General features: G+C 69.8%; 23 protein-coding genes. 11 read left to right on the plus strand and 12 right to left on the minus strand.

All coding sequences use genetic code 11. The features are described from left to right. The first annotated feature begins 2 nt into the window (after nt 1–2). Nucleotides 3–635, plus strand: a complete 633-nt coding sequence (locus ACFQMF_RS10525) for an endonuclease dU (protein ID WP_256409199.1) — start codon at nt 3–5, stop codon at nt 633–635. Between the two features lie 66 nt (nt 636–701). Beyond that, nucleotides 702–2,207, plus strand: a complete 1,506-nt coding sequence (locus ACFQMF_RS10530; RefSeq protein ID WP_256409200.1) for a glycerate kinase type-2 family protein — start codon at nt 702–704, stop codon at nt 2,205–2,207. Between the two features lie 63 nt (nt 2,208–2,270). Here ACFQMF_RS10530 and hisH read toward each other — a convergent pair whose 3' ends face one another. Next, nucleotides 2,271–2,924 carry an imidazole glycerol phosphate synthase subunit HisH gene (gene hisH / locus ACFQMF_RS10535; protein ID WP_256409201.1) on the minus strand — a complete coding sequence of 218 codons (654 nt, stop codon included), beginning with the start codon at nt 2,922–2,924 and terminating at the stop codon, nt 2,271–2,273. Nucleotides 2,925–3,053: 129 nt separating this feature from the next. On the opposite strand from hisH, the gene phnD reads away from it, so the two are divergent. From phnD to ACFQMF_RS10550, 3 genes are all read left to right on the plus strand, one after another. Then, nucleotides 3,054–4,124 carry a phosphate/phosphite/phosphonate ABC transporter substrate-binding protein gene (gene phnD, locus ACFQMF_RS10540; RefSeq protein WP_256409202.1) on the plus strand — a complete coding sequence of 357 codons (1,071 nt, stop codon included), beginning with the start codon at nt 3,054–3,056 and terminating at the stop codon, nt 4,122–4,124. Nucleotides 4,125–4,191: 67 nt separating this feature from the next. After that, nucleotides 4,192–5,004, plus strand: a complete 813-nt coding sequence (gene phnC / locus ACFQMF_RS10545) for a phosphonate ABC transporter ATP-binding protein (RefSeq protein WP_256409203.1) — start codon at nt 4,192–4,194, stop codon at nt 5,002–5,004. Next, nucleotides 5,001–6,011 carry a PhnE/PtxC family ABC transporter permease gene (locus ACFQMF_RS10550; protein ID WP_256409204.1) on the plus strand — a complete coding sequence of 337 codons (1,011 nt, stop codon included), beginning with the start codon at nt 5,001–5,003 and terminating at the stop codon, nt 6,009–6,011. Before phnC ends, ACFQMF_RS10550 begins: the two co-directional genes overlap by 4 nt. A gap of 3 nt (nt 6,012–6,014) precedes the next feature. Here the strand turns inward: ACFQMF_RS10550 and ACFQMF_RS10555 are convergent, their stop codons facing one another. Beyond that, complete coding sequence (locus ACFQMF_RS10555; RefSeq protein WP_256409205.1) at nt 6,015–6,638, minus strand: uracil-DNA glycosylase; 624 nt, start codon at nt 6,636–6,638, stop codon at nt 6,015–6,017. Nucleotides 6,639–6,759: 121 nt separating this feature from the next. Here ACFQMF_RS10555 and ACFQMF_RS10560 point away from each other — a divergent pair, with 121 nt between their 5' ends. Further along, nucleotides 6,760–7,209, plus strand: a complete 450-nt coding sequence (locus tag ACFQMF_RS10560) for an acyl-CoA thioesterase (RefSeq protein ID WP_256409206.1) — start codon at nt 6,760–6,762, stop codon at nt 7,207–7,209. 34 nt (nt 7,210–7,243) lie between these two features. Here ACFQMF_RS10560 and ACFQMF_RS10565 read toward each other — a convergent pair whose 3' ends face one another. Then, complete coding sequence (locus ACFQMF_RS10565) at nt 7,244–8,077, minus strand: ABC transporter permease (RefSeq protein WP_256409207.1); 834 nt, start codon at nt 8,075–8,077, stop codon at nt 7,244–7,246. Further along, complete coding sequence (locus tag ACFQMF_RS10570) at nt 8,074–9,225, minus strand: ABC transporter ATP-binding protein (RefSeq protein WP_256409208.1); 1,152 nt, start codon at nt 9,223–9,225, stop codon at nt 8,074–8,076. The genes ACFQMF_RS10565 and ACFQMF_RS10570 overlap by 4 nt, the downstream gene beginning before the upstream one ends. A 60-nt stretch (nt 9,226–9,285) precedes the next feature. On the opposite strand from ACFQMF_RS10570, the gene ACFQMF_RS10575 reads away from it, so the two are divergent. The 3 genes from ACFQMF_RS10575 to ACFQMF_RS10585 all read left to right on the plus strand — a co-directional run bounded on the left by ACFQMF_RS10575 (nt 9,286) and on the right by ACFQMF_RS10585 (nt 12,731). Further along, the gene (locus ACFQMF_RS10575) at nt 9,286–9,744 is read left to right on the plus strand and encodes a hypothetical protein (RefSeq protein ID WP_256409209.1); all 459 of its coding nucleotides are present in this window, start codon (nt 9,286–9,288) and stop codon (nt 9,742–9,744) included. 208 nt (nt 9,745–9,952) lie between these two features. Beyond that, nucleotides 9,953–10,870 (plus strand): DMT family transporter, encoded by a 918-nt coding sequence (locus ACFQMF_RS10580; RefSeq protein WP_256409210.1) that lies wholly within the window; start codon nt 9,953–9,955, stop codon nt 10,868–10,870. A 1,039-nt stretch (nt 10,871–11,909) separates the two neighbouring features. Continuing rightward, nucleotides 11,910–12,731 (plus strand): HFX_2341 family transcriptional regulator domain-containing protein, encoded by an 822-nt coding sequence (locus tag ACFQMF_RS10585; RefSeq protein WP_256409211.1) that lies wholly within the window; start codon nt 11,910–11,912, stop codon nt 12,729–12,731. A 197-nt stretch (nt 12,732–12,928) separates the two neighbouring features. Here the strand turns inward: ACFQMF_RS10585 and ACFQMF_RS10590 are convergent, their stop codons facing one another. The 3 genes from ACFQMF_RS10590 to ACFQMF_RS10600 are packed head-to-tail and all read right to left on the minus strand — an operon-like array spanning nt 12,929 to nt 14,809. Next, entirely contained in the window at nt 12,929–13,870 is a 942-nt protein-coding gene (locus ACFQMF_RS10590) for an ABC transporter substrate-binding protein (RefSeq protein WP_256409212.1), read from the minus strand. Nucleotides 13,871–13,913: 43 nt separating this feature from the next. Then, nucleotides 13,914–14,183: a DUF8101 family protein gene (locus tag ACFQMF_RS10595; protein ID WP_256409213.1), complete on the minus strand. Its 270-nt coding sequence runs from the start codon at nt 14,181–14,183 to the stop codon at nt 13,914–13,916. Beyond that, nucleotides 14,180–14,809 carry a class I SAM-dependent methyltransferase gene (locus ACFQMF_RS10600; RefSeq protein WP_256409214.1) on the minus strand — a complete coding sequence of 210 codons (630 nt, stop codon included), beginning with the start codon at nt 14,807–14,809 and terminating at the stop codon, nt 14,180–14,182. The genes ACFQMF_RS10595 and ACFQMF_RS10600 overlap by 4 nt, the downstream gene beginning before the upstream one ends. 254 nt (nt 14,810–15,063) lie before the next feature. Here ACFQMF_RS10600 and ACFQMF_RS10605 point away from each other — a divergent pair, with 254 nt between their 5' ends. Further along, nucleotides 15,064–16,830, plus strand: coding sequence for an L-lactate permease (locus ACFQMF_RS10605; protein ID WP_256409215.1), 1,767 nt, complete (start codon nt 15,064–15,066; stop codon nt 16,828–16,830). A 661-nt stretch (nt 16,831–17,491) separates the two neighbouring features. Here the strand turns inward: ACFQMF_RS10605 and ACFQMF_RS10610 are convergent. Continuing rightward, nucleotides 17,492–20,593 (minus strand): FAD-binding and (Fe-S)-binding domain-containing protein, encoded by a 3,102-nt coding sequence (locus tag ACFQMF_RS10610; protein WP_256409216.1) that lies wholly within the window; start codon nt 20,591–20,593, stop codon nt 17,492–17,494. 169 nt (nt 20,594–20,762) lie between these two features. On the opposite strand from ACFQMF_RS10610, the gene ACFQMF_RS10615 reads away from it, so the two are divergent. Further along, entirely contained in the window at nt 20,763–21,131 is a 369-nt protein-coding gene (locus ACFQMF_RS10615) for a VOC family protein (protein WP_256409217.1), read from the plus strand. Here the strand turns inward: ACFQMF_RS10615 and ACFQMF_RS10620 are convergent. From ACFQMF_RS10620 to ACFQMF_RS10635, 4 genes are read right to left on the minus strand one after another with little or no spacing between them, the layout of a single operon-like run. Further along, nucleotides 21,126–21,473, minus strand: a complete 348-nt coding sequence (locus tag ACFQMF_RS10620) for a DUF7268 family protein (protein ID WP_256409218.1) — start codon at nt 21,471–21,473, stop codon at nt 21,126–21,128. The genes ACFQMF_RS10615 and ACFQMF_RS10620 overlap by 6 nt on opposite strands. Continuing rightward, complete coding sequence (locus ACFQMF_RS10625) at nt 21,466–22,383, minus strand: ABC transporter permease (protein WP_256409219.1); 918 nt, start codon at nt 22,381–22,383, stop codon at nt 21,466–21,468. Before ACFQMF_RS10625 ends, ACFQMF_RS10620 begins: the two co-directional genes overlap by 8 nt. Further along, entirely contained in the window at nt 22,380–23,393 is a 1,014-nt protein-coding gene (locus ACFQMF_RS10630; protein ID WP_256409220.1) for an ABC transporter permease, read from the minus strand. Before ACFQMF_RS10630 ends, ACFQMF_RS10625 begins: the two co-directional genes overlap by 4 nt. A gap of 50 nt (nt 23,394–23,443) precedes the next feature. Then, complete coding sequence (locus ACFQMF_RS10635) at nt 23,444–25,138, minus strand: ABC transporter substrate-binding protein (protein WP_256409221.1); 1,695 nt, start codon at nt 25,136–25,138, stop codon at nt 23,444–23,446. Between the last annotated feature and the right edge of the window lie 82 nt (nt 25,139–25,220).

Raw genomic sequence — 25,220 nt, forward strand, 5'->3', positions numbered from 1 at the left:
GGGTGACAACGCCGAGCCGGACGCTCGGAATCGCATTCTCCGACGGCGACCGAACCAGCCGCCTAGCCGGCGCCGTCGTCAGGGCCGACGGGACCCTCGACGGGCTCGCCTTCGAGCGCTGCGCGGTCGGCGGCACCGACGCGACCGACGCCGCGATCGCGCTCTTCGACGCGCTCGACCGCGAGGACGTGCGACACGTCGCCTGCGCCGGCGTCGCCCCGGCGTGGTTCAACGTCCTCGACCTCCGCCGACTGCACGAGGCCCTCGACCGACCCGTCTACGCCGTGAGCTACGAGCCGAGCCCCGGGCTCGAACCCGCGCTCCGCGAGGCGTTCGACGGCGACGCGCTGGAGCGCCGGCTCGGCGTCTACCGGTCGCTCCCGCCGCGCGTCCGGGTCGAGCGCGACGGGCCGGACGCCGGCGGGGCCGACGACGCCGGGGGCGGCTACGTCGACGACGCCGACACCGAGAACGGCGGCGCCGACCCCCTCTTCGTCCGCGCGGTCGGGATCGACGACGGCCGCGCGGCCGCCGCCGTCCGCGACTCGGTCCGGGAGGGGTTCCGGCGGCCCGAGCCGCTCCGGCTCGCCGCGCTCGCGGCGAGCGCGCACCGCGAGGCGGTCGCGGGGGGGTGACGGCGGGTCCCGCGCGACCGCGTCCGCCGCGCCGGATATATGTCGCCCCCGCCCGACGGCCTCGGCATGAACGACGGCGACCCGACGGCCGACGGCCCCGACCGGGGCGACCCCGCCCCCGACGTGACGTTCCGCGACCGCGAGCGCCTCGTCCGAACGCCGGCCCACGGCGTCGCCCTGGACTGTCTCGCGGCCGGGATCGCAGCCGCGCGCCCGGACCGACTGATCCCGGGCGCCGCGTCGGTGCGCGACGGGATCCTCCGGATAGAGGGAGCAGAGACGGGGAGGGGAGTCGGGAGCGCCGACGGGGTCGGCGAGTACGACCTCGACGATTACGACCGCGTGCTTCTGATCGGCGCGGGCAAGGCGTCCGCGGAGGTCGCCGCCGCGCTCGCCGGCGTGTTCGAAGACGGCGACTACGGGATCGCCGAGGGCGTCGTCGTCACCGAGGACCCGGAGACGGGACCGTCGACGCCTGGGGTCGAGATTCTCCCCGGAGACCACCCGGTGCCGAGCGACGCGGGCGTGGAGAGCGCGCGACGCGCCCTCGATCTGGCCGAGCGCGCCGGCGCGGACGACCTCGTGATCGTCGCGGTCACCGGGGGCGGGAGCGCGCTGCTCGCGGCGCCCGCCGACCCGATATCCCCCGACGATCTCCGCGATCTGACCGAGGCGCTGCTCGCCTGCGGCGCGTCGATCGACGAGATCAACGCGGTCCGCAAGCACTGCTCGGCGGTCAAGGGCGGGCGGCTCGCGCGGGCGGCGGCGCCCGCGACCGTCGCCACGCTCGCCGTCAGCGACGTGATCGGGGACCCGCTCGACGTGATCGCGAGCGGGCCGACCGTCCCCGACCCCTCCACCTACGGGGAGGCGCTGGCGGTGCTGGACCGCTACGACCTCGACGTCCCCGACTCGGTGCGCGAGCGGCTCAGTGCGGGCGCGGCGGGCGACCTCGCGGAGACGCCGACCGCGGGCGATCCGGCGTTCGACCGGACGCGGGCGTTCGTCGTCGGTAACGGCCGGACCGCGCTCGACGCCGCCGCGGACGCCGCCGCCGAGCGCGGGTACGAGCCGCTGACCCTCGCCGCCGGGGTCCGGGGAGAGGCCCGGGCGGCCGGGACCGCCCACGCGGCGATCGCGGAGGAGTGTGCGGTGCGGGGGTCGCCCGTCGAGCCGCCCGCCGTACTGCTCTCGGGCGGCGAGACGACCGTGACGCTCGGCGGCGCCGACGGGACCGGCGGGCCGAACGCGGAGTTCGCGGCGAGCGCCGGCCTCGCGCTGGCGGAGGGACCGCTCGGCGAGCGCGAGGGGGCGGCGGGCGACGGGGGAGAGGCCGACCCCCGGATCGTCGTCGCCGCCGCCGACACCGACGGGATCGACGGCCCGACCGACGCCGCGGGGGGGATCGCGGACGCGACGACGCTGGACCCGGACGCCGCCCGCGACGCCCTCGACCGCCACGACGCGTATCCGCTGCTCGACGAGGCCGACGCGCTGCTCCGCACCGGTCCGACCGGCACGAACGTCAACGACCTGCGCGCCGTCGTGGTCGAGGCCGCGGACGGGGAGTGAATCGGGGCGGTACCGAGGAGTGAATCGGGCCGCTCACGACGGGTAAGTCGGGACCGCCGGCGCCTACCGGTCGGCGCAGTACTCGACGAAGTTCCGCAGGATCTTGAGCCCCGTCTCGCCGCTCTTCTCGGGGTGGAACTGCGTGCCGAACACGTTGCCCGCCTCGTTGGCGACGACCGCCGGGAAATCGACGCCGTAGTCGGCGGTGGCGACGACCGCGTCCGGGTCGTCGGGGGCGGCGTAGTACGAGTGGACGAAGTAGGCGTGCTCGCCCTCCACGCCGTCGATGATCGGGTGGTCGCGCTCGATGTCGAGCTCGTTCCACCCCATGTGCGGGACCTTGCGGTCGACGTCGAACCGGACGTTGGTGCCGGGGATCAGGTCCAGGCCCGTCACCTCGCCTTCCCCCTCGTGGTCGGCCTCCTCGCTGGAGGTGAGGAGCATCTGCATCCCGAGGCAGATCCCGAACAGGGGGCGACCCGCCTCGGCGTGGGCGGTCAGCGCCTCGCGCAGCGGGCCGGCGTTCTCCATCCCCTCGCGGAACGCGCCGACGCCCGGGAGGACGACCCCGTCGGCGGCGGCGAACGCCTCGGGGTCGTCGGTGATCTCGACGGACGCGCCCGCGCGCTCCAGCCCGCGGGTCGCCGACCGGAGGTTGCCGAGCCCGTAGTCCACGAGCGCGACGGACACCTCCCGGTCCGTTGCTGAGTCGTCCATGCCGCCGCTTGATCACCTGCGTGGAAGTCAGTTTCCATCCGTCCCGCCTTACATATCAGTACATATCTGTCTGTATATTTAAACAGCAAAACTTTTGAGAGCTTAGTCGGATTCACAGACGTACTCCTCATGGCGAAACGACGCAAGTTCCTCAAGATCGCGGGTGCGGGAAGCATCGTTGGACTCGCGGGATGTAGCGGCGGCGGTGGCGGCGACGGGTCAGACGGCTCCGGAAGCTCCGACGGGTCAGACGGCTCCGGAAGCTCCGACGGGTCAGACGGCTCCGACGGCGGCGACTCGGAGAGCGAGCCCGAGATGACCTTCGGCGGCGACGGCACGGTCGACTTCGGCATCTCCCCGTCGGTCCCGCAGGAGGACCTCAACGTGCAGTACTCCCCGCTCGAAGATCACATCGGGAGCTACCTCCGGGAGAACTACGATGTCCCCAGCGACCTCAGCGTTGAGGGGACCATCGGAAGCAACTACAGCGCCATCATCCAGTCGCTCGGCCAGGGAACGCTGGACATCGCCGAGACCGGGCCGTTCGCGGCCGCGCTCGGCGTGAAGACCGACAACGCGGAGATCATCCTCCAGCGGTACGGCTACGGCGGCTGGACGTACAAGAGCATCATCGCGACGCCGAACGACAGCGACATCGAGGAGCTGTCCGACCTCTCCGGTAAGACGGTCGCGTTCTCCGACCGCCTCTCGACCAGCGGCGCGCTGTACCCGCTGTACAGCATGTCGAGCGAGGGCGACCTCGACGTCGGCGAGCTCCCCGAGGGCAACGGGTCGCAGGCCGAGTTCGACGCCCGCTTCGCCGGCGGCCACGTCGGCTCGTACACCCTCCTCGAACAGGGACAGGTGGACGCCGCCGCGATGGGCGGGTTCGTCCGCGACACGAAGACCGGCCCCGCGCCCGAGGAGTGGCAGGAGGTCGCGACCACGCTCCACGAGGACGAGGGGCTCCCGCGCGCGCCCATCGTCGTCTCCCCGGAGCTCAGCGACGATGTCCAGACGGCCATCCAGGAGGCGTTCCTGGAGGGTCCGGACAGCATCTACTACGGCGCCGACGGCGAGGACGGCACCGGAGACGACCTCTGGTTCAGCCGCGTCCGCGAGGCGAACCAGGAGGACTACCAGTCCGTCATCGACGTCGCCGACGAGCTCGGCGTCGGGACCGACATCTTCGAGCAGTAGATCCCCCCACCCCCGTTTCGGATCGCTTTTCACACGATCGGTCCGTTCTCGCACAAAGCCACACTCCATGCCAACGATCGAATTCGAAAACGTCACCAAGATCTACGACGAGGACACCGTCGCCCTCGACGACGTGTCCTTCACCATCTCCGAGGGGGAGTTCGTCATCCTGCTCGGGCCCTCCGGCGCCGGGAAGTCGACGATGCTCCGGGTGTTGAACGGGCTCACGCAACCGACCGAGGGGACCGTCCGGGTCGGCGGCGAGGAGCTCAGCGGCAACCGCAGCGAGGTCGGGATGGTGTTCCAGGAACACTACCTCATCGAGAGCAAGACCGCGTTCGGGAACGCCCTGTCCGGGGCGCTCTCGCGGAACGGGCTCCTTCGGAGCGCCCTCGGGATGCACGACGACGCGGACAAGATGACCGCCCTCGAAGCCCTCCAGACGGTCGGCCTCCTCGACGAGGCCGGCCAGCGCGCCGAGTCGATGAGCGGCGGGCAGAAACAGCGGGTCGGGATCGCCCGCGCGCTGGTCCAGGAGCCGGAGGTCGTCCTCGCCGACGAGCCGGTCGCCAGCCTCGACCCGAAGGCCGCCCGCGACGTGATGCGCTACCTGAAGAAGGCCGCGACCGACCAGGACCTCACGACGGTCACCAGCCTCCATCAGGTGAACATCGCGCGGGAGTTCGGGGACCGGTTCCTCGGCATCCGCGACGGCGAGGTGATCTTCGACGGCGACGCCGACGACCTCACGATGGACGAGATGGACCGGATCTACTACGGCGAGGCGCAGGGCGGCAAGGCGGTCCCGACCGGGGCGGCGGGCGACGAGTTCGACGGGAGCGACGCCGACGCCGCCGCCGACGGAGGGGGTCGGGCGTGAGCTCCGACTCCGCGATCGCGGACCAGTTCCGGGCGCTCGAACGGCTCCGCCGGCTCAAGTACGTCCTGTGGGGCGTGTTGCTCGCGGCGGTCCTCGGCGTCACCTACTGGGGGCTCGGCTTCATCGGCTTCCAGCCGAACGTCGTCGCCGGGCGGCTGCCGGGGATGTACGAGTTCATCAGGACCGGCTTCTTCCCGCCCGACTTCCAGAACTTCACGATCTACACCAAGGACCAGGGGATCACCGGACTACGGGCGATCCCCGCGAGCTTCGGCGACGGCGGGGCCCATATCGTCGAGAGCCTCCAGTCGTCGCGGCAGTCGCTGGTGAAGGCGAGCCTCGTGACGCTCCTCTTAGGCTTCATGGGCACCGTGTTCGCCTTCCCGTTCGCGCTCGTTCTCGGCGTGCTCGGCAGCGAGCGCGTCACCCCGTTCCCCTTCAACTTCGTCTTTCGGGGCACCCTCAGCGGCATCCGCGCCATCCCCGCGATCGTCTGGATCTTCCTGTACATCCCCATCGGGCCGCCGGGCCAGGTCACCGCGGTGCTCGCGATCGCGACCGACAGCATCGGGAACCTCGGCCGCCTGTTCACCGACGACCTCGAAGAGATCGAGGAGGGGCCGATCGAGGCGATCCGGTCGACCGGCGCCTCCGGCACCCAGACCGTGAGCTTCGGGATGCTCAGTCAGGTGTCGCGGTCGTTCATCGCGTGGACGCTGTACATCCTGGAGATCAACACCCGGATCGCCATCTCGCTCGGCGTCGTCGGCGCCGGCGGCCTCGGGCTGATGATCCGGAACAGCCAGGACCTGTTCGAGTTCCAACAGACCGCCGCCGGCCTCGTGATGGTGTTCATCGTCGTGCTCGGCATCGAGCTGATCTCCTCGCGCATCCGCGCCCGGCTCCGGCCCGGCGAACACGAGGGGAAGGGGCTGCTCGAAGCGATCCGCGGCCTGTTCGACCCGCGGAAGTGGCTCGGCGTCGGCGACCGCCGCGACCGGGACTGACGGTCAGTACTCGCCGAGCCGGGACTGGCCGTCGCCGCCGTCCTCGTCTCGCTCGCCGACGCCGCTCAGCTCGCCCGCCCGCGCGATCGACTCGAAGAAGCCGTCCCGCTGGCTCCGGTCGTACAGCGTCGCGGCCGGGTGGACTGAGAGGAGCACGCGGCGCGACGCGCCCGCGATGCGGGCGTCGACGACGCCGCCGGACTCAGACGTGATCGCCACCGAGCGGTCGAGCAGGTGCTCGCTCGGCACCTTCCCGAGCGTCACGATCAGCTCCGGGTCGAGCCGGCCGATCTCGCCTTCGAGGTGACCGCGGCAGTTCGCCAGCTCCTCGGCCGTCGGGTCGCGGTTGTCGGGCGGCCGGCAGCGCACGCAGTTCGTGATCCGGACGTCCGCCCGCGCGAGGCCGGCGTCCCGTAACGCCTCGTCCAACACGTCCCCCGACCGCCCGACGAAGGGCTCGCCCCGCTCGTCCTCGGTCGCGCCCGGCCCCTCGCCGACGAACAGGAGGTCGGCGTCCGTCGGGCCGACGCCGTCGACGATCCGACTCCGCGACTCGACCAGCGCCGGGCAGCGCTCGCAGGACGGCACCCGGAGGTCCGCGTCGAGCGCGTCCCCGTGCTCTGTCATGCGTTCCGATCCGGACGCGGGCGACATAAGTCCGTCCGCCCCGCGTCGCCGGCGCCCGTCCGGTCGGCGTCCGACTCGCCTTCGACGACGCCCCTTTCACCGGCGGGCGCCTGGATCGGCCATGCCGACGGTCAGCGAGACGTACATCGAGAACCGCCAGCGGGTCCAGCCGACCCACACCAACAACTACGAGTCGGCCCATGGGGGGAACGTCGTCAAGTGGATGGACGAGATCGGCGCGATGTCGGCGATGCGCGCCGCCGGCGAGACCTGCGTCACGGCCAAGATCAACGGGCTCGACTTCAAGCGTCCGGTGCCGCAGGGCGACACCTGTATCGTCGAGTCGTACGTGTACGCGGTCGGGCGGACGAGCCTCCGAACGCGGATCCGCGCGTTCCGCGAGTCGCCGCGGACCGGCGAGCGCGAGCCGACGACGGAGTCGTACTTCGTGTTCGTCGCCGTCGACGCCGACGGGAACCCGACGCCCGTGCCGGAGCTGGAGGTCGCCGGCGAGCGGTGTCGGGAGCTCCGGGAGGAGGCGCTGGCGGGCGAACCGGACGAGGACCGGTGAGGACGGGGAGAGCGGGCCCGCGGGCCGGTCCGCCTCAGTAGTCCCCGAGCACGCCGAGGCGCCGCGCCCGCCGCGTCGCGTAGTGAAAGACGACGTAGCCGCCGAGGAGGTAGGCGACCGCGACGCCGACGAGGAGCGCGAGGTCGGCGGGGGCGAACTCCCACAGCCGGACCCCGTCGACCATCGCGCGCTGGAGCATCGCGCTCCCGTGGGCCAGGGGGAGGACGCGGGTCCACGGCGCGTCGAAGACGGGCGCCGAGACCAGCGCGACGAAGCCGAACTGCAGGAGGTTCAGCCAGTTGCCGATCCGCTTGTACAGCACGGTCACGCCGCCGGCGGCGAAGCCGAGCCCGAGCACCGAGGTGACCGCGAGCCCCGCGACGGGGATCACCGTGAGCGGGTCGAGGCTGAGCCGAGCCCCGGTGAGCAGCAGCATAGCGGCGAGCACGACCGCGCTCGTGAGGAACGTCCGAACCACCTTCGCGACCCCCTTCAGGAGCGCCACCGGCGCGAAGCCGAACGGCGTGGTGATGTGGCGCTCCAGAGTCCCCCACTGCACCTCGCTGCCGATGTCGTTCGACACCGACGAGTAGGCGCCGACGGAGAGCGTCCACAGGAAGTAGCCGACGACGATCCCCGACAGCGAGTCCGTCAGCGCCCGCCCGGCCAGGAGCCGCCCGCCGTAGAAGAGGACGCCGAAGAAGAACAGCGCGACGACGATCCCGCCGACCGCGTTCGCCGGGTACCGGACGAATATCAGGTACTCGCGGTAGAGGACGGCCTTCGCGAGGTGGACGTAGGTGGCCGGGCGGGGCTCCCCGTCGGCGTCGACGGCGGCGGGCGCGGCGCCGGTGTCGCCGCCGCTCACGGCGACCGCCCCCGCGAGTCGGCGGCCGCGTCCGAGAGGTCGCCCTCGCCCGAACCCCCCTCGTCCGAGCCCCCCTCGCCCGGTTCCACGCCGGTGAGGTCGACGAACACGTCCTCAAGCTCGGGGCGAACGGTCTCGATCCCCTCCACGGTGACGCCCGCCGCGCGGAGCGCGTCCATGAGGTCGTACAGGGCGTCGCCCCCGGCGGCGACCTCGACGGCGGTCGGGCCGCGTCGGTCTCCTCCGTCGCGCCGGTCCCCGTCGCGCTCGACCGCGCCGAGGTCCGTCTCGACCCCCCGCACGTCGAACCGCTCCCGGAGGGTCGCGACGACCGCGTCGTCGACGTCGGCGCTGACGACGCGGACGACGTCGCCGGCTCCGGAGCGGAGCGCCGCGACGGTGTCGTCGGCGACGATCCGCCCGTTCGCCATCATCACCACGCGGTCGCAGACGTCCTCGACGACGTCCATGTCGTGGCTGCTGAGGACGATTGTGAGCCCCTCCTCGCGGGCGAGCCGGCGGAGCTCCCGGCGGAGCGTCCGGGAGCTCTCGACGTCGAGGCCGAGCGTCGGCTCGTCGAGGAAGACGAGCTCGGCGCCGCCCGCGAGCACGCTCGCCAGCGACACCTTCTGTTTCATCCCGCGCGAGAGCTCCCGAACCGGCGTGTCGGCCTTCGCGGTCAGTTCGAGCCGGTCGAGCAGGCGGTCGTGTCGCCCCCGCACCGAGTCCGGGTCGACGCCGGCGATCGTCGCGAAGTACCGCAGGTTCTCGCGGACGGTGAGCCGCCAGTAGTCGTTGCGCGCGCCCTCCAGCATCGCGTCGACGTTCGCGTACGCCGCCCGCCGCCCGTCGGTCACGTCCGCGCCGAACACCCGGACCGACCCCGAGTCGGGGAGGACGATCCCGAGCGTGCACTTGATCAGCGTCGTCTTGCCGGCGCCGTTGGGACCGAGCAGCCCGACGATCGAGCCGCGCTCGACGGTCAGGCCGACGTCGTCGACCGCGAGCACGGATGCCGCGCCGTCGCCGAACCGCTTCGAGAGCCCCTCGATCGCGAGCGCCGGCGGAGCGGCGTCCGCCGGCTCCTCGCCGGGGCGGACGCCGTCGGACAGAGAGCCGTCGCGCTCGCTCGCCGCGCCGCGTGCCATTACCGGTCGATACGTGCCGAACGGGGATATATCCGCGTTCGGGGGCTACCTCCGGGCGCGATGGATCTCGATCGATTCGCCGCGGACGCCCCGGCCGACGACGCGCCCGGCGACGCGCGGGTCTGCGTCGTCGCGACGCAGTCGGACACCTTCGAGCGCTGTCGAGAGGGGTACTACCCGGCGCCGCGGTCGTACGACCGCACCCGCGCCGACTTCGACTACATGGCCTTCTACCGGACCGCGCCGGTGTCGGCGGTCACCCACTACGCCCGCGTCGTCGACCGGGTCGAGCAGACCCGCGGCGAGCCCGGGCCGATGGACGAGGGCGACTGGGCGGCGCTGATCGACCCGTTCTCGGAGGAGCGGGTCGTCGTCGTCTTCGAGTTCGACGGGCTCGTGCCCCTCGACTCGCCGGTCGAGAACGACCGGAACGGCGTGCGCGGCGCGTGGTACTGCGCGGTCGACGACCTCCGCGCCGCGGGGACGCTCTCGGCGCTCCGCGACCGGGCGGAGGGCTGACCGGCCGGTCGCGGTCGCCGGCGCTATCGAAGGTTACTGTGACTGATGGTTTGGAGAGGCGACGCTGAATAGCGCGCGCGAATCTGCCGGAAGAGACTTGTCGGACTACTCCCGGAAGCGAAGCAGTAGCGGGTACCGTGACGACCCGGATCGTGTCGGGCGTTCTCACCACGCAAGAGCTATTCTGCGTGGTCGCCTGCGTCGGCACGTGAAGCGCTACGAGAACGCCCTCGGGTTCCTCGCGCTCGCCGCCCTCTGGGGCGCCTCCTATCCCGCGATACGCGCCGCGAAAGCGGGCGTCGAGCCGCTGCTGATGGCCGCACTCCGGTTCGACGCCATCGGCGTCGTCGTCCTCGGGTACGCACTCGCCCGCAGCCAGCAGGTCCGCCCCACCGGCGCCGACGCCGCGACGATCCTGATCGGTGGTGTCGGCATGATCGCCGTCCACAACGGCCTCCTCTTCGTCGGCCAGACCATGGTCTCCGGGGCCGTCGGCGCGGTGGTCCTCGCTACCGTTCCCATCTGGAGCGTCGCGTTCGCCGTCGTCGCCCTCGACACCGCCCGCCCGACGCCCACGCGCGTCCTCGGTATCCTCCTCGGCCTCGTCGGTACCGGCGTCCTCGTCGTACCCGGTCCCACCGACATACAGCCGCCCGACCCGCTCGGCGTCGCACTCATGACCGCGAGCGCGGTCGCGTTCGCGCTCGCCGCCGTCGCCCTCCGCCGCGAGACCCCCGCGCTCGGCGTCGCCGCCCGCCAGGGCTGGATGATGCTCGTCGGCGGCACCGTCCTCCACGCCGCCAGCCTCGCCCGCGGCGAACCCCAGACCGTCGCACTCACCCCGGACGTGCTCATCGCGTTCGGGTTCCTCGTGTTCGCCGCCGGCGTCGTGGGCTACCTCCTCTACTACACGCTCCTCGACCGCCTCGGTCCCGTCGAGGTCAACCTCTTCGGGTACGTCGCCCCCGTGTTCGCCGCCATAACCGGGTGGCTCTTCCTCGACGAACGCCTCGCAGCGACCACCGTCGTCGGCTTCCTCGTCATCGCCGTCGGCTTCGCGCTCGTCAAACGCGACGCCATTCGCGACGCGCTCATCGACGAAGCCGCACCAGCGACCGGCGACTAACTGGCTCGACCAGCGTCCGCCGTCCTCGCGGCGGTCGTCCGCTGCTCGGTTGGCTTCGTTGAACCCCCAACGGCGACGCCTCTTCGATTCGCGCGGAATACGGAGCGCAAAATCGTCCGCGAGGGATCTCCCGGCTTTCAATCGTCCGGCGTGATAGATGCAGGGCGCGAATGCGGTGCGAACCGAAGCCGATCTTCGGGAGAGACCGATCGCTCGTACGGGGGACTCACGGACCGCTCAGTACAACGGATGTAATCAGGAAACGGTCAGATTAGGTTTCGGGATCCGTGTTGAGCGAGTCCAACCCTTCTTCGAGCGAGTCGACACCCTGCTCAAGCGTTTGTCGGGTATCGGGATGGTCTACATCTTTAATGGCGAGGTTGGTCTGCTTGATCGCCTCAGTGAGTCGCTGAGAAGGTTTCATAACGTCAATATGTCGGCTAATCGTAAAATACCCCGGTACTCAACTGATAAGCTACGCGCGGTAAACACCGAGCGACTATCGGAATATCCCTCTGTGCTGGCGGAACCCTCGGCGGTTAATACGCAGGCGCGTTCCATCGGTTAGTTCAGTTCACTACCTCCGGAATGAATACGACTGCCGTGCTGAATACACCCCTCTGTATCGGTCACGCTGAACCGATGCCCGCGATTGGACGAGATCCTACATCGGTTGACTAGTCCTGCTGTGAGTATCCTCTGAGCTCCCCAATCCGTTGTCAACAGTCCCGAGCCGTATCGTCGAACCAGCCCCTCCGCAGGGGTGAACGGAGCTGTGTGATCCTCGACAGAGTGCCGCTGTGGTGGCTAATCAGCCCGAGATCGAGAAGGGGAATCGGATCAAGAACCGACACAATCGCTTGATGGAGGGCCGAGCACGGGGACCGTACCGCCCATTACGGGCGTCAGGGAGTGCCCAGTCTTATCGAAGTCGCTCGTGTTTTTGTATATTATGCTGACAACGTGACAACGTTCTCATCGTCATTAGTAGTGCGTCAATAAGACAACTATCATGAATGAATAGCGCTTAGGCATCGATATGACCAACGACGGCACTGGAGGGGCTTCCGGGCCCGCTGACTCGATGGCGTCAGCCGGTATCGAGATGGACATGGACGTGCGCAACCGTGTCCACGTCATCCCGTTAGGCTACGAACGCGATCGAGTCGTCGTTCCCCCCATACGGATGGGAGCGGACGCGGTAGTCCTGGTGAAACACAACGGAGACGATCCCGAGGACTACCCCGAGTACTACGATGATATCTTCGAGGCCTTCGACGAGTCTGCCGTCCGAGTGACCGAAGTAACTGCCGATATATTCGACCTCTACGACGCGCTTGGCACGATCGCCGGGCTGATTCAGAAGCATGACCGCGACGATATATACGTCAACCTGGCCACTGGCGGGAAAGTCACCGCCATCGCCGGGATGATCGCCTGCATGGTCACGGAGGCGGCTATCCCGTACTACGTGAGTGCGGACACGTACGGTGACCACCGACAGGAACCGGTCGCTCGGAACGTCACCAACATCTCGAACCTACCGACCTATCCCATCGATGCACCCACCCCCGAGCAGGTACAGATGCTCGCGTACATCGCGGAGGAGGGCCCGGTATCGAAGAAGCGGCTCATCGAATACGCTGAGGGCCAAGACCTGCCGTTTATCGCTGATTATCAAGGCGGTGATCTCAAGGGGAAATATCGGAAGCTCGATTCCGCGATTCTCGACCCGCTCGTGGAGGACGGTTCCGTCAGCCTCGACCAGCAAGGACGACGAAAGGTCGCGTACATCACTTCCAACGGTGAGAATACGCTTCGTGGTTTCAAATATATGATAGAGAAAAACGAGAGGCAATGAATCGCCTCGCAATGGGTCGTTGAGCGCGCGTATCGGTCACCAGTTCGGTACGTGATGTGATCGGCTCGAACGGTACAGGCTCGTACGGCGGATGGATTCGGCGGTCACGCTTCAGCGCTCACCCCCTGTATTCGACACCAGCTCCCGTCGGGTTCCGAGTGTTTCAACGGGTTAGAATCGGCAGCCCGCGGTCGGGGTCATCCGCCGTCGGCGCGCACCGAAGGCGTCGTCGCGTCCACGTGCGCGACCCGATCGTGCGCGGCGGGCGGCGTCGCCGCGTGCTCGGGGTGGAGACACGCGAACAGCGCCGCCAGCGAGTCGACCAGCCGGTGGCTCGGGCGGTTGAACAGGGCGTTCCCGTCGACCGCATAGGTTCGGTCGCCGGCGACCGCGGCGAGGTCGCGCCAGCCCGGCCGCGCCGCGAGGTCGCCGATCGCGTCGGCGGCGCGGTCGCGGTCGAACCCGCAGGGGGCGACGACGAGCGCCTCGGGATCGAACTCGCGCACGTCCGCCCACGCGACCGGTTCGGAGGGGCCGTCGGGCTGGAACGAGGGGTCGCCGCCGGCGACCTCGACCATGTCGCGGACCCAGTGTCCCGCCCGGATCGGCGGATCGGTCCAGTCCAAGACGGCGGCCCGGGGGCGCCCCTCGTCGGCGACCGCGCGCTCCGCGCGTTCGCGGACCGCGTCGACGCGCTCGCGGAGGGCGGCCCGGAGCTCGCTCGCGGCCGCCTCCTCGCCGACCGCCTCGCCGATCCGCACCGCGTCGTCGAGCGCGTCAGAGAAGGAGTGCGGGTCTAGGGCGAGCACGTCGGGTTCGGGGTCGAGCGCGGTGGCGGCCGCGCGGACCTCGCTCGCGTCGACCGCGCAGACGTCGCAGGTCGCCTGCGTGACGAGGAGGTCGGGCGCCAGTTCGGCGAGCCGGTCGGCGTCGAGGTCGTAGACCGCGCCGTCGACCGCGCGCATCTGCGCGTCGATGTCGGCGGCGGAGCGCCCCTCGTGGGCGACGACCGTGCTCGTCAGCGTCGGCAGCTCGCGGGCCGCGGGCGGGTGGTCGCAGCTGTGCGAGACGCCGACCGGCTCGACGCCGAGCGCGAACAGCGTCTCGGTGGCGGATGGCAGGAGCGAGGCGACGCGCATGGGGGACCGTCAGCGAGCGAGGGCGAAAAGCGCTCCGGCGGGGTCACTCGGCCGGGAGCCGCGCCGCGGCCGCGGCGGCGTACGCGGCCGCGAGGTCGCCGTTCGGAAGCGCGTCGCGCGCGGCCGCGCACCCCCAGCGCACGCGGTCGCGCCGCTCGCCGGGCGGGAGCTTGTTCGTCGCCACCGTCTCCGCGGTGTCGAGCAGCGCCCGGGCGGCGTCCGCGTCGCCGCGCTCGGCGGCCGCGCGCGCCTCCGCGAGCAGCTGTCCGAGGCTCGCCCGGACGTCGTGTGGGACCTCGTCGGGATCGGTCACGGTCGAGTCCGGTCGTCGTCGGTCCGGTCGTCGGCCACCCTCGCGAACGCGAACTCGGTGCTACTTCCCAGCGGGTCGGTCGCGGTCCGGGTCTCGACGTCCGCGAACCCGGCCTCGCGGAGCTGTCCGAGGGTGCGGTCGCGCCCGGGCGCCGAGAAGAACATCCGACCGCCCATCCAACCGCGGCGCACCGTCTCGAACCGGCCGCTCGGCAGCGTCATCAGGAGCCGACCGCCGGGTCGGAGGACGCGGGCGAACTCGGCGTAGACGGCGGGGTGGCGGTCGCGCTCGACGTGAAACACCGCGTGATACGCCGTCACCGCGTCGAACCGGTCGGCGCCGAACGGGAGCGCGGACATCTCGCCGTGGACGAGCCGGGCGTCGGGAACGGTCTCGCTCGCCAGGTCGAGCCCGCGCCGCGAGACGTCGAGCCCGACGCTGCCGGCCGGGAGGTTCGCGAGCGTCCGAGCGCCGTCGCCGCAGCCGACGTCGAGCACGTCGGGATCGGTCGGAAGCTCCGCGAGGAGGTCGTCGATCAGCGCCGCGTCGGAGCCGTCCGGATCGCGGCGAGCGGCGTACGTCGCCGCCACCTCGTCCCACGCGCGCCGCACCTCGTTTCGGTCCATGCGCGATGTTACCGCGCGAGCGACATGACTCCTCTGGCGGCGACCGCCGCGGAGGGATCGGCGTCGGTCGATAAGCGGTGATAAACAAATCGATCGTGGGGATTTTCGCGACACGTGACGGGGACGGCTCCGGATCGGAAAACCCACTTTTTTAATTAATGAACGTGATGTACCCCGCGTTGCATGAGGATGACAGTTCGTCACATGAGTCGTCTACGGAATCGAGTGACCGAGAGTAACGGGGAGGGGAGGCTATGACGACGGGGATCGACATCGCCGTGGCCGCGGTGCCGCTGCTCCTGGCGGGGATCCTGTTGGTCGGCTTCCTTTGGCCGGCGACTCGCGCCATGCCGGTGGCGTGGGTCGCGGCCATGGTGGTCGGCTACGCGGCGTGGAACATGCCGGTGAACTGGCTGTTCGCGGCGTCCGGCGTCGGCGTGATGACCGCGATCGAGATCCTCTGGATCGTCTTCGGCGCGCTCGTGCTCTTGTACACCCTGATGGAGGCCGGCGCGTTCGACCGGATCAACCGCGGGTTCGCGACCGTCAGCGACGACAGGCGCGTCCAGATCGTGCTGATCGGCTTCTTCATGGCGACGTTCATCGAGGGCGCCGCCGGCTTCGGGACGCCGGCCGCGGTCGTCGCGCCGCTGCTCTTGGGACTCGGTTTCCCGGCACTCGCGGCGGTCATCGCCGGGATCATCGGCCACATCATCGCCGTCACGTACGGGGCGGTGGGGACGCCGATCGTGGTCGGGATTCAGAGCCCGATGGAGAGCGTCGAGTTCACCCGCAGCGCGATCGAGAGCGGCGGGATGACCGTCCAGGAGTTCTCCGTCAACGTGGCGGCGTGGGCGGCGACGTATCACGCCTTGGTCGGATTCGTGATGCCATTGTTCGCGGTCGGCATGGTCGTCTACTTCTTCGGCGACCCGGACGACCGCTCGCTGGCGCCGGCCTGGGAGGTCGCGCCGCTCTGTCTGGCGTCGGGGATCGCCTTCGCGGTCCCGTACTGGATCTCGGCGTGGTTCCTCACGGCCGAGTTCCCGTCGCTCATCGGTTCGATGGTCGGCGGTGCGATCATCCTGAGCGTCCTGCGTGCGGGGTACCTCCTGCCCGACGAGGAGTGGGAGTTCCCGGACCGGGAGCGGTGGGCCGACCACTGGGTCGGCTCGATCGAGCCGGGACAGTCGAACGGATCGAACGGTGAGGACGCGGAGACCCGCGGCGGCGTCTCGCCCGAGGCCGAGGCGGCCGAGCTCAGCGGCGGCGAGGACATGTCGCTGCTGAAGGCGTGGTCGCCGTACGTCCTGCTCGTGGTCCTGCTGGTCGTGACGCGGGCGGTCGACCCGATCTCGAACTTCATCAACCGGGACGCCTTCGTCGTCACCGTCAGCGACATGTTCGGAACCAGCCTCAGCGGCGCCGTCGCGTGGATGAACGTGCCGGGCTTCTGGCTGCTCGTGAGCGCCGTGCTCGCGATCCCGATCTTCGGCATGTCCGGCGACGAGATCTCGGCGGCGTGGAAGGAGGCCGGTCGGAAGATCGTCTCGCCGTTCATCGCGCTCGTCTTCGTCATCGCGATGGTCCAGGTGATGCTCCAGTCCGGCGCGCATCCGGGCGCGCCCGAAGTGGGGAGCATGATCGTCCTGCTCGCGCAGACGACCGCCGACATCCTCGGCGTCGGCTACCCGGCGTTCGCGTCGCTCATCGGCGCGCTCGGCGCCGCGATGGCCGGGTCGAACACCGTCTCGAACATCACCTTCGGCGCGTTCCAGTTCGAGGCGGCGACGCAGCTCGGGCTCCCGCGGACGATCATCGTCGGCGCGCAGGCCGTCGGCGGCGCCATCGGGAACCTCGTCGCGATCCACAACCTCGTCGCCGCGCTGGCGACGGTGGGCCTCCTCGGACAGGAGGGCCGGGTGATGCGGCTGAACCTCATCCCCCTGCTGTACTACGCGACCGGCGTCGGGCTGCTGTGCCTGCTGTTCAGTTACGTGCTGTTCCCCGGCGTGTTCTGAGCGCAGGAATAGGACGGCGATGCCGTGCGGATTTCTTTTGTTTGCGTGGCGGGTTTCGAAAGGGCTACTCGCGGATCGGTAGTGTAGGATTGCAAAGTCCTGGCCGCTCGGCTATACGCGGTTGATTTCGGACCGTCGGTGAAAACCTCCAAAGCCCCAGCCGCTCGGCTGTACGCGATTAGTGACTCGACGACGGAGAACATCTCCAAAGCTCCAGCCGGGAGGACCTCCGAACGTCGTTCCTGCTCGCTTCGCTGCGCGGGCTGCGACGTTCGTGGTCCCGCTCGCGCTGCTCGCGGGACTCGCGCGGCTTGCTGCGCTCCTCGCTCGGTCGCTCACTTCGTTCGCTCCCTCGCTGTGGTGCTTACTGCGCCGTGCTTCGTCCTCCCGGCCGCCCCTTTGAGTCCCGCCCCGCACAGCACCGCAACCGCACCTCACACCTCCCCAGCCTCGTCGCTCACTTCGTTCGCGACTCCCTCACGCGTGCACCTCGCGCCCTGCGGGCGCTCGGCGGCACGCGCCGACCACATCGTTCTGTATAGCTGTCCGTCAGCGTCGCTCGCTCTTTATAGAATCGCAGCGTCGGTGACAGAAGACGGCGTCGGGGCGCTCCGGGGCCGCGACGCCGACTCGTCGACGGGTAGCGCAGTCGGCGGGCGGCTCAGTCGTCGGCGGGCGAGGGGGTCGTAGCCGATCCGGCGCTCGCGTCGGCGACGGCGTCGGGCGACGGGCCGGTCACCGCGTCCGCGAGCTTCTCGATCGGGTGCGGCGGGTTCTCCGCGTCGCCGTCGCGGTCGCCGAGCTGCGAGCGACAGGAGGCGCCCGGGGCGGTCACCGTCTCGCCGTCGCTCTCGTCGACCTGGTCGAAGAGGATCCGGCCGATCGCCTTCGAGATGTCGTAGTGTTCGGACTCGTAGCCGAACGAGCCCGCCATCCCGCAACAGGAGGAGTCGAGCGGGTCCACGTCGTAGCCGGCCCGGCGGAGCACGCCGACCGCGTGGTGGTCCTTGTTCGTCGCCTTCTGGTTGCAGTGGCCGTGGTAGGTGAGCGACTCGCTCGGCGCGTCGAACGCCAGCCGCTCGTCGACGCGGCCGGCGTCGAGGTACTCCAGGACCCCGTACGCGGCGGCCGACACGGCCTCGACGTCGTCGCCGTCGAGCAGGTCGAGGTACTCGTCCTGGAACATCACCGCGTCCGATGGCTCCACGAAGACGACGGACTGCCCGTCGCGGACGCGGGGCGCGAGCGCCGCGACGTTGGTCTCGGCGCGCTCCCGAGCGTCGTCGAGGAACCCGGTGGAGAACGCCGCGCGGCCCGAGGGAGCCAGGTCGTCCGGCACCTCGACGCGGACGCCGGCCGCCTCCAGCACCTCGACGGCGGCCTTCCCGGCGGCCGGGTAGCTGTAGTTGGTGTACGTGTCCGGGAACAGCGCGACCGTGTCGACCGCCTCTTCCGGGGCGACCGTCGACCCGCCGCGGGAGTCGAACCACTCCTCGAAGCTGGTCGACCGGAACGTCGGCAGCTCGCGGTCCGAGGCGATCCCCACGACCGCGTCCATCACCCGGCGGGCGCCCGGGACCTTCGTCGCCGCGTTCGAGATCGGCGCGAGCGCGCTCCCGAGCGCCGAGAAGCGGTCGATGTCGCGGAAGATCCGCTCGCGGAACCCGGCCCCCTCCTCCTCGTGGTGCTCGTGTTTCACCTCGGCCTTCAGCTTCGCGAGGTCGACGCCGGTCGGACAGTCGCTCTTACAGCCCTTACAGCCGACGCAGAGCCCGAGCACCTCCTCCTGGAACCGGTCGGAGTGGATCTCCTCGTCGTCGAGCTCCCCGCTGATGGCGGCCCGGAGCATGTTCGCGCGGCCGCGGGTCGCCTGGATCTCCTCCTCGGAGGCGCGGTAGGTCGGGCACATGACGCCGGAGTCGGTCTCGCGGCAGGTGCCGCAGCCGTTACACAGCTCGACGAGGTGCGAGAAGCCGCCCTCGTCGGAGAAGTCGAGCTCGGTCTGCGGCTCGATCGACTCGTAGGCGGGACCGTACCGGAGGTTCTCCCGCATGTCCGTGTCGGCGGCGGTGTCCGGGTAGCCGCGCTCGGCGGCGGTGTCGCCGTCGACGTACACCACTTTTCCGGGGTTCATCCGCCACTCGGGGTCGAACGTCGACTTGAGCTCCTGGAACGCGCTCCAGAGGGCCTCGCCGTACATCTTCGGGTTGAACTCGGTGCGCGCGAGCCCGTCGCCGTGCTCGCCGGAGAAGGCGCCGTGGTGCTCCATCACGAGGTCGGTGACGTCCTCGGAGATGGAGTGCATCTTCTCGACGCCCTCCTCCTCCTTCAGCGAGAGGATCGGACGGATGTGGAGGGTCCCGCTCCCGGCGTGCGCGAAGTAGGCGGCCGAGGTGTCGTGGTCGGTGAGGACGTCCTCGAACTGCCCGACGTACTCCGCGAGCTCCTCGGGCGGCACCGTCGCGTCCTCGATGAACGGGTACGGCTTGGGGTCGCCCTGCATGCTCATCAGGAGGGGGATGGCCGCCTTCCGGAGCTTCCAGAGGTCCTCTTGGTCCTCGGGGGTGTACGCCTCCAGCACGTCGAAGGCGTCGCCCTCGTCGACGAAGTGGGCGTTCGTGTCCGCGATCGCCGACTCGAAGTCGTCGACGAGCTCGGAGTCCCACTCCAGCATGAGCGCCGCCGTGGCGCGGTCCGGGATCGGCTCGGCGTACTGCGCGAACTCCTGTGAGCCCGCGGCGAGCGAGAACACCTCGTCGTCCATCAGCTCGACCGCGCTCACCGGGAACTCCAGCGCCTCCGGGACCGCCTTCATCGCGTCGACCAGCGAGTCGAAGGTGTACAGCGCGAGCGCCGTCTCCTCGGGGCGCGTGACGAGCGACACCTCGGCCTCGACGATCGTCCCGAGCGTCCCCTCGGCGCCGACGAACAGCTTCGAGAGGTTGATCACCTCCTCGCCCTCGTCGTTCTCGTAGATCACTTTGTGGAGGTTGTACCCCGAGACGGAGCGCTTGAGGTTCGGGTACTTCTCGTCGATCTCGGCCCGATTCTCCTCGACGAGCGCCCGAGTCGTTTCATACAGCGCGGCCTCCCGGTCGTCCCGGCCGACGATCTCCTCGTACTCCGGGGAGTCGAGGACGACCTCGCGGGTCTCGATCAGCGACCCGTCCGCGAGCACGACCGTCAGCCGCTCCGTGTACGCGTCGGTGATCCCGTACCGCACCGAGTGCGCGCCGGTGGAGTTGTTGCCGATGCCGCCGACGACGGTCGCGCGCGCCGAGGAGGCCGGGTCGGGCGCGAACTTCAGCCCGTGCTCGGCCAGCCGGTCGTCGAGGTGGTCCTGGACGACGCCGGGCTGGACCACCGCCCGGCGGTCGTCGGGCCGGACGTCGAGGATCTCGTCCATGTACTTCGAGAAGTCGAGCACGACGCAGCCCGGGCCGACGGTCTGGCCGCCCAGCGAGGAGCCGGCGCCCCGCGGGATGACGGGCACCTCGTGGTCGGCCGCGACCCGCATCGTCGCCTGCACGTCCGCGACCGAACGGGGCGTCACGACGCCGGCCGGACGCGCCTGATAGATGCTGCCGTCGGTCGCGTACAACACCTGCGCGTACTCGTCGAACTGGACCTCGCCCGCGACGCGCTCGCGGAGGTCCTCCGCGAGCGCCCGGTAGGCGGGCACGTCCGGTCGATCGTGGCCGAGCGCGGCCGACGACGTGTCCAGGTCCGGCGTGTCGGCTCCCCACGTGGGCTCAGTTGCCATACCCTGACTCCGGGTCGAAGGGAGAATAAATCCTTTGTTAAAAATGAGTATAGTCGCGGGTCGTCGCCCGAGTCAGACGCCCCCGCAGGGGCGGGCCGAGCGCCCGACGCCCCCGCGGGAGCGAACCGATCCCGAGGGGATTTATCCCGGCGCCGCGACACCCCGACGCATGGAGATACTCCACACGTGTCTCAACGTGGCCGACGCCGACCGCACCGCCGACTGGTACGTCGAGCAGCTCGGGTTCGAGCGCTCTTGGGAGTTCACGACCCCCGACGGCGACACGCGGAACGTGTACGTCTCCGACGACGCCGGCGTCGAGTTCCAGCTGTCGGACACCGACGGCGAGGAGCCGAGCGACGACGGGGACCGCTACGACCACGTCGCCGTCGGCGTCGGCGACGTCGACGCGACGTTCGAGGAGATCGACCACCACGGCGTCGTGAAGGAGCCGGGCGACCAGCCGGAGGCCGGCGCGCGCACCGCGTTCGTGAAGGACCCCGACGGGCACGCGGTCGAGCTGATCGAGCCGCTATAACCCGACGAGCAGTATCGACGCCGCGACCGCGGTCCCCGTCCAGCCCGCGCCGACCCAGGTCAACACGGCGAACGCCTGTCGCGCCCCCCCGCGACTCCACTCGGACTCGCCGCCGAGGTGCGCCTGGACCGCCGACATGGAGTCGCCGAAGCCGACCGTCCCGCCCCACGTCGCGATCCCGAAGCCGAACAGCAGCGCGCCGAGCGCGAACGAGGTGTCGGTCGCCCCGCGCGCGCCGGCGATCGGCAAGAGGAGCCCCGCGACGACGAGCCCGAGGAGGGCGCCGACGCCGACCCACCGGGCGACCGTCCGTCCGAACGGCCGAACGTCGCGGTCAGTCAACGGTCTCTCGCATCCGGGGGTCGAGCGCGTCGCGCATCCCGTCGCCGAGGAGGTTGAACCCGAGCACCGTCAGCGCGAGCAGCAGGCCGGGGAAGAACGACCACCACCACGCCCCGGAGAACAGCCCGAACTCGACGCCATTTGAGAGCATCATCCCCCACGTCGGCTCCCCCGGACTGGCGCCGAAGCCGAGGAACGACAGCGCCGCGATGTCGATGATCGCGAGCCCGTAGTTGAGCGTCGACTGGACCGTGATCGGCGCGAGGCAGTTCGGGAGGACGTGCCGGATGAGCAGCCGGGGGTCGGTCGCGCCGAGCGCCTTCGTGGCGTCGGTGTACTCGTCTTCGAGCACCTTCAGCGCGGCCCCGCGGACGACGCGGGCGAACCGGGGCGTGTAGACGAGCGTCAGGGCGCCGACGGCCCGCCACAGGCCCAGCTCCTCCGGGAAGATGGTGACGAGCGCGAGCGCCAAGAGTAGCGACGGGAACGACAGCAGGACGTCCATCGTCCGCATGATGACGTTGTCGGTGAGGTCGCCGTAGTACGCCGCGACGATCCCCAGCCCCACCCCGAGGAACGTCGACGCGACGACGGTGACCGTGCCGTAGAGGACCGCGTACCAGGCCCCGTACAGCACGCGGGGGAAGATGTCCCGGGCCTGCCCGTCGGTGCCGAAGGGGTACGCCGAGCTCGGGGGGGCCTCGGAGGGGTTCGTCCCGAACTGGGTCGCCATGAGGTCGCTGAGGTCGTAGGTGAGACGCGCGTAGATCGCGATCAGGACGACGCCGACGATGATGACGATCCCGGTGACCGCGAGTCGGTTCGAGAAGAGCTGCGAGAGGAACGGGCTCGCGCGCAGCCGCTCGACGATGCCTCGGTCGACGGTGCCGGTCTGTGTCTCCGTGCTCATTGTTCGATTCGGGGGTCGAGGACCGAGTAGGTCAGGTCGACGCCCAGGTTGACCAGCGTGTACAGGACGGCGAAGACGAGGACGGTCCCCTGGACGACGGGGTAGTCGCTGCGGTTGATCGCGTCGACGAGCAGGGTGCCGATGCCGTTGATCTCGAAGACGGTCTCCGTGAGCACCGCGCCGCCGAGCAGCGATCCGAACTGGATGCCGATCACGGTGATGACGGGGATGAAGGCGTTGCGGAGGCCGTGTTTCATCACGGTGATCTTCGAGCCCTGTCCCTTCGCCCGCGCGGTCCGCATGTAGTCCTGGCGGATCACCTCCACCATCGACGAACGCATCATGCGCGAGAGCAGCGCCATCTGGTAGATGCCGAGCACCACCACCGGTAAGAGCAGGTGAATCACCGCGGACTGGAACGCCGCGAGGTTCCCCGCCAACAGCGTGTCGACGAGGATGAGCCCCGTGACCGGTTCGACGAAGTACTCGGAGCCGATGCGACCGCTGGTCGGGAGGAGCCCGAGGAACTGCGCGAACAGCAGGATGAGCAGCGGGCCGCTCCAGTAGATCGGGACGCTGATCCCGCTCAGCGCGCCGATGCGGGTGAGGTGGTCGGTCCACGTGTCCTGTTTGACCGCGCTCAAGATTCCCAGCGGGAGCCCGAACAGGAGGCCGGCGAACTGGCCGAGCAGCGCGAGTTCGATCGTGATCGGGAGCCGGTTCGCGAGGATCTGGCTCACCGCCACGCCCCGGTTCACCTGATACGACTGGCCGAAGTCGAACGTCGCGACGTCGCCGAGGAAGCGGACGTACTGCTGCCAGAGGGGGTCGTCGAGTCCCAGGTCCGAGCGGACCTGGTTGACGAACTCCTGGCTCGCTCGCTCGCCGGCGATGACCACCGCGGGATCGCCCGGAGAGAGGTGGAGGATAGCGAAGACCACCGTCGCGACCCCGAACAGCACGGGGAACAGCATGAGCAGCCGTTTGAAGACGAAGCGTTTGGAGACCATTCAGGGAAACGGGCGCGTGGGACGGTCAAAAAATCTGCGTTCGGCGCCGACTACTCAAGCTCGACCGCTTCGAGGTACGGGCCGCCGATCGCGGCGACCGTGTAGCCGCTCACGCGGTTGGAGACGCCGCGGACCTCGTCGGCGTAGTCGATGAACACCCACGGCGCCTCGTCGTGGGCGATCTGAGCGGCCTCGCGGTACAGCTCGGCCCGGTCCTCCTGGCTCGTGGTGCGCTGGGCCTCCTCGACGACGGTCATGTACTCGCTGTTGGCCCACGCGGCGTTGTTCGATGTGTTGAACCCCTCGGTGTCCCAGGAGACCCAGTCCTGGCCCTCCGGCACGTCGGTCTGCGGGTGGAGCAGGACGTAACAGAAGTTGTCCGGGTCGGCGTTGTCGGTGTACCAGCCGGCGAGCGTCGCGTCGTGGTTCCCCTGGCTGGTGTACGTGAGGTAGTCGGAGAACTGCCGGTCGTCGATCGACACCTCGATGCCGACCTCGGAGAGGTTCGACCGGATCGTCTCGGCGGTCGGCAGCGGGGCCGGGTTGTACCCGCGGGGGTTCTGGAACGTGGTCAGCGAGAACGAGAACCCGTCGCCGTAGCCGGCCTCGTCGAGCAGGCTCTGCGCCTGTTCGGGGTCGTACTCGTAGGGGCTGATGTCGTCGTTGTGGCCGAACAGCGCGGGCGGGATCGGCTGGTCGGCCTGCGTGGCGATCCCCGAGTAGATGTTCTCGACGATCGCCTGCGTGTCGATGGCGTAGCTGATCGCGCGGCGGACCCGGCGGTCGCGGAACGCCTCGACGCGCGAGAGGTTGAACGCCATGTAGCCGATGTTGATCCCCGTCGCCGTCCGGTTCTCGGCGGTGTCCGACCCCTCGATGATCTGCATGCTGTCGGGGTCGAGCCCGTCGATGATGTCGAGCTCCTCCTCGACGAGGGCCTGGGCGCGCGTGGAGTTCTGCCCGCGGGTGAGGAACAGCACCTCGTCGACGTTCGGGCTCTCGCCCCAGTAGTCGTCGAAGGCGGTGAGCCGGATGCGGTTGTTGGCGTCGTCGAGGGTCTCCAGCTGGAACGGCCCGGTGCCGACCATCTCCTCGCCGAGGTTCGTGTCGCCCTCGATCGCGTCCTGGGAGATGACGACGGCCGCGAACATCGCGAGGTTGCGGAGGAACGGCGCGTACGTCTGGGTCAGCGTGATCGAGAGCTCGTAGTCGCCCGGCGCCTCGACGGTGTCGATCCAGTTGCCGAGCGTGAACGGCCCGTAGACGGAGGCGTCCTCGAAGTGGTACTCGTAGTCGTCGTCGACGAACCGCCGGTAGGTGGCGATGAAGTCGTCGGCGGTGAACTCCGACCCGTCGTGGAAGCTCACGCCCTCTCGGAGCGTGAGCGTCACCGAGTCGCCGTCGAGCGACCAGTCGGTGGCGAGCGACTCCGTGAGCGACGCCTCGCCCGGCTGGAAGGCGATCAGCCCCTCGTACGCCTGGTTGGTGACCTTCGCGACCTCGCCGCTGGTCGTGTTCTGCGGGTCGAGGGTGCTGGAGTGGGCGCCGCGGCCGTAGCGGAGGGAGGTCGTGCCGTCTCCACCGTCGCCGCCGTCGTCGCCATCGCCGCCGTCACCGCCGTCGCCGCCGTCGCCGCCGTTGCCGCTGCAGCCGGCGAGGGAGGCGACGGAGGCCGTCGCGACCGTCGCGCCGCCGGCTCGTTGCAGGAATCCGCGTCGTGACGTTTCTGTCGTATCGGGGGACATACATCGGCGCTAAACTGGGGGGACGGATAATTCTAATGGTCCGACAGGACGGAACCGCGGGACAAACGCCGCTTGAGTGGTC

Origin of the sequence: Halorubrum rutilum, assembly GCF_042665015.1 — an archaeon.
In the GTDB taxonomy this organism is placed as follows: Archaea; Halobacteriota; Halobacteria; order Halobacteriales; family Haloferacaceae; genus Halorubrum; species Halorubrum rutilum.

Bases quoted from the DNA above. Each gene is read 5' to 3' on its own strand.
- ACFQMF_RS10530 (WP_256409200.1), top strand. From the start codon at position 702: ATGAACGACGGCGACCCGACGGCCGACGGCCCCGACCGGGGCGACCCC.
- hisH (WP_256409201.1), bottom strand. From the start codon at position 2,924: ATGGACGACTCAGCAACGGACCGGGAGGTGTCCGTCGCGCTCGTGGAC.
- phnD (WP_256409202.1), top strand. From the start codon at position 3,054: ATGGCGAAACGACGCAAGTTCCTCAAGATCGCGGGTGCGGGAAGCATC.
- phnC (WP_256409203.1), top strand. From the start codon at position 4,192: ATGCCAACGATCGAATTCGAAAACGTCACCAAGATCTACGACGAGGAC.
- ACFQMF_RS10555 (WP_256409205.1), bottom strand. From the start codon at position 6,638: ATGACAGAGCACGGGGACGCGCTCGACGCGGACCTCCGGGTGCCGTCC.
- ACFQMF_RS10560 (WP_256409206.1), top strand. From the start codon at position 6,760: ATGCCGACGGTCAGCGAGACGTACATCGAGAACCGCCAGCGGGTCCAG.
- ACFQMF_RS10570 (WP_256409208.1), bottom strand. From the start codon at position 9,225: ATGGCACGCGGCGCGGCGAGCGAGCGCGACGGCTCTCTGTCCGACGGC.
- ACFQMF_RS10575 (WP_256409209.1), top strand. From the start codon at position 9,286: ATGGATCTCGATCGATTCGCCGCGGACGCCCCGGCCGACGACGCGCCC.
- ACFQMF_RS10585 (WP_256409211.1), top strand. From the start codon at position 11,910: ATGACCAACGACGGCACTGGAGGGGCTTCCGGGCCCGCTGACTCGATG.
- ACFQMF_RS10590 (WP_256409212.1), bottom strand. From the start codon at position 13,870: ATGCGCGTCGCCTCGCTCCTGCCATCCGCCACCGAGACGCTGTTCGCG.
- ACFQMF_RS10600 (WP_256409214.1), bottom strand. From the start codon at position 14,809: ATGGACCGAAACGAGGTGCGGCGCGCGTGGGACGAGGTGGCGGCGACG.
- ACFQMF_RS10605 (WP_256409215.1), top strand. From the start codon at position 15,064: ATGACGACGGGGATCGACATCGCCGTGGCCGCGGTGCCGCTGCTCCTG.
- ACFQMF_RS10610 (WP_256409216.1), bottom strand. From the start codon at position 20,593: ATGGCAACTGAGCCCACGTGGGGAGCCGACACGCCGGACCTGGACACG.
- ACFQMF_RS10615 (WP_256409217.1), top strand. From the start codon at position 20,763: ATGGAGATACTCCACACGTGTCTCAACGTGGCCGACGCCGACCGCACC.
- ACFQMF_RS10625 (WP_256409219.1), bottom strand. From the start codon at position 22,383: ATGAGCACGGAGACACAGACCGGCACCGTCGACCGAGGCATCGTCGAG.
- ACFQMF_RS10630 (WP_256409220.1), bottom strand. From the start codon at position 23,393: ATGGTCTCCAAACGCTTCGTCTTCAAACGGCTGCTCATGCTGTTCCCC.
- ACFQMF_RS10635 (WP_256409221.1), bottom strand. From the start codon at position 25,138: ATGTCCCCCGATACGACAGAAACGTCACGACGCGGATTCCTGCAACGA.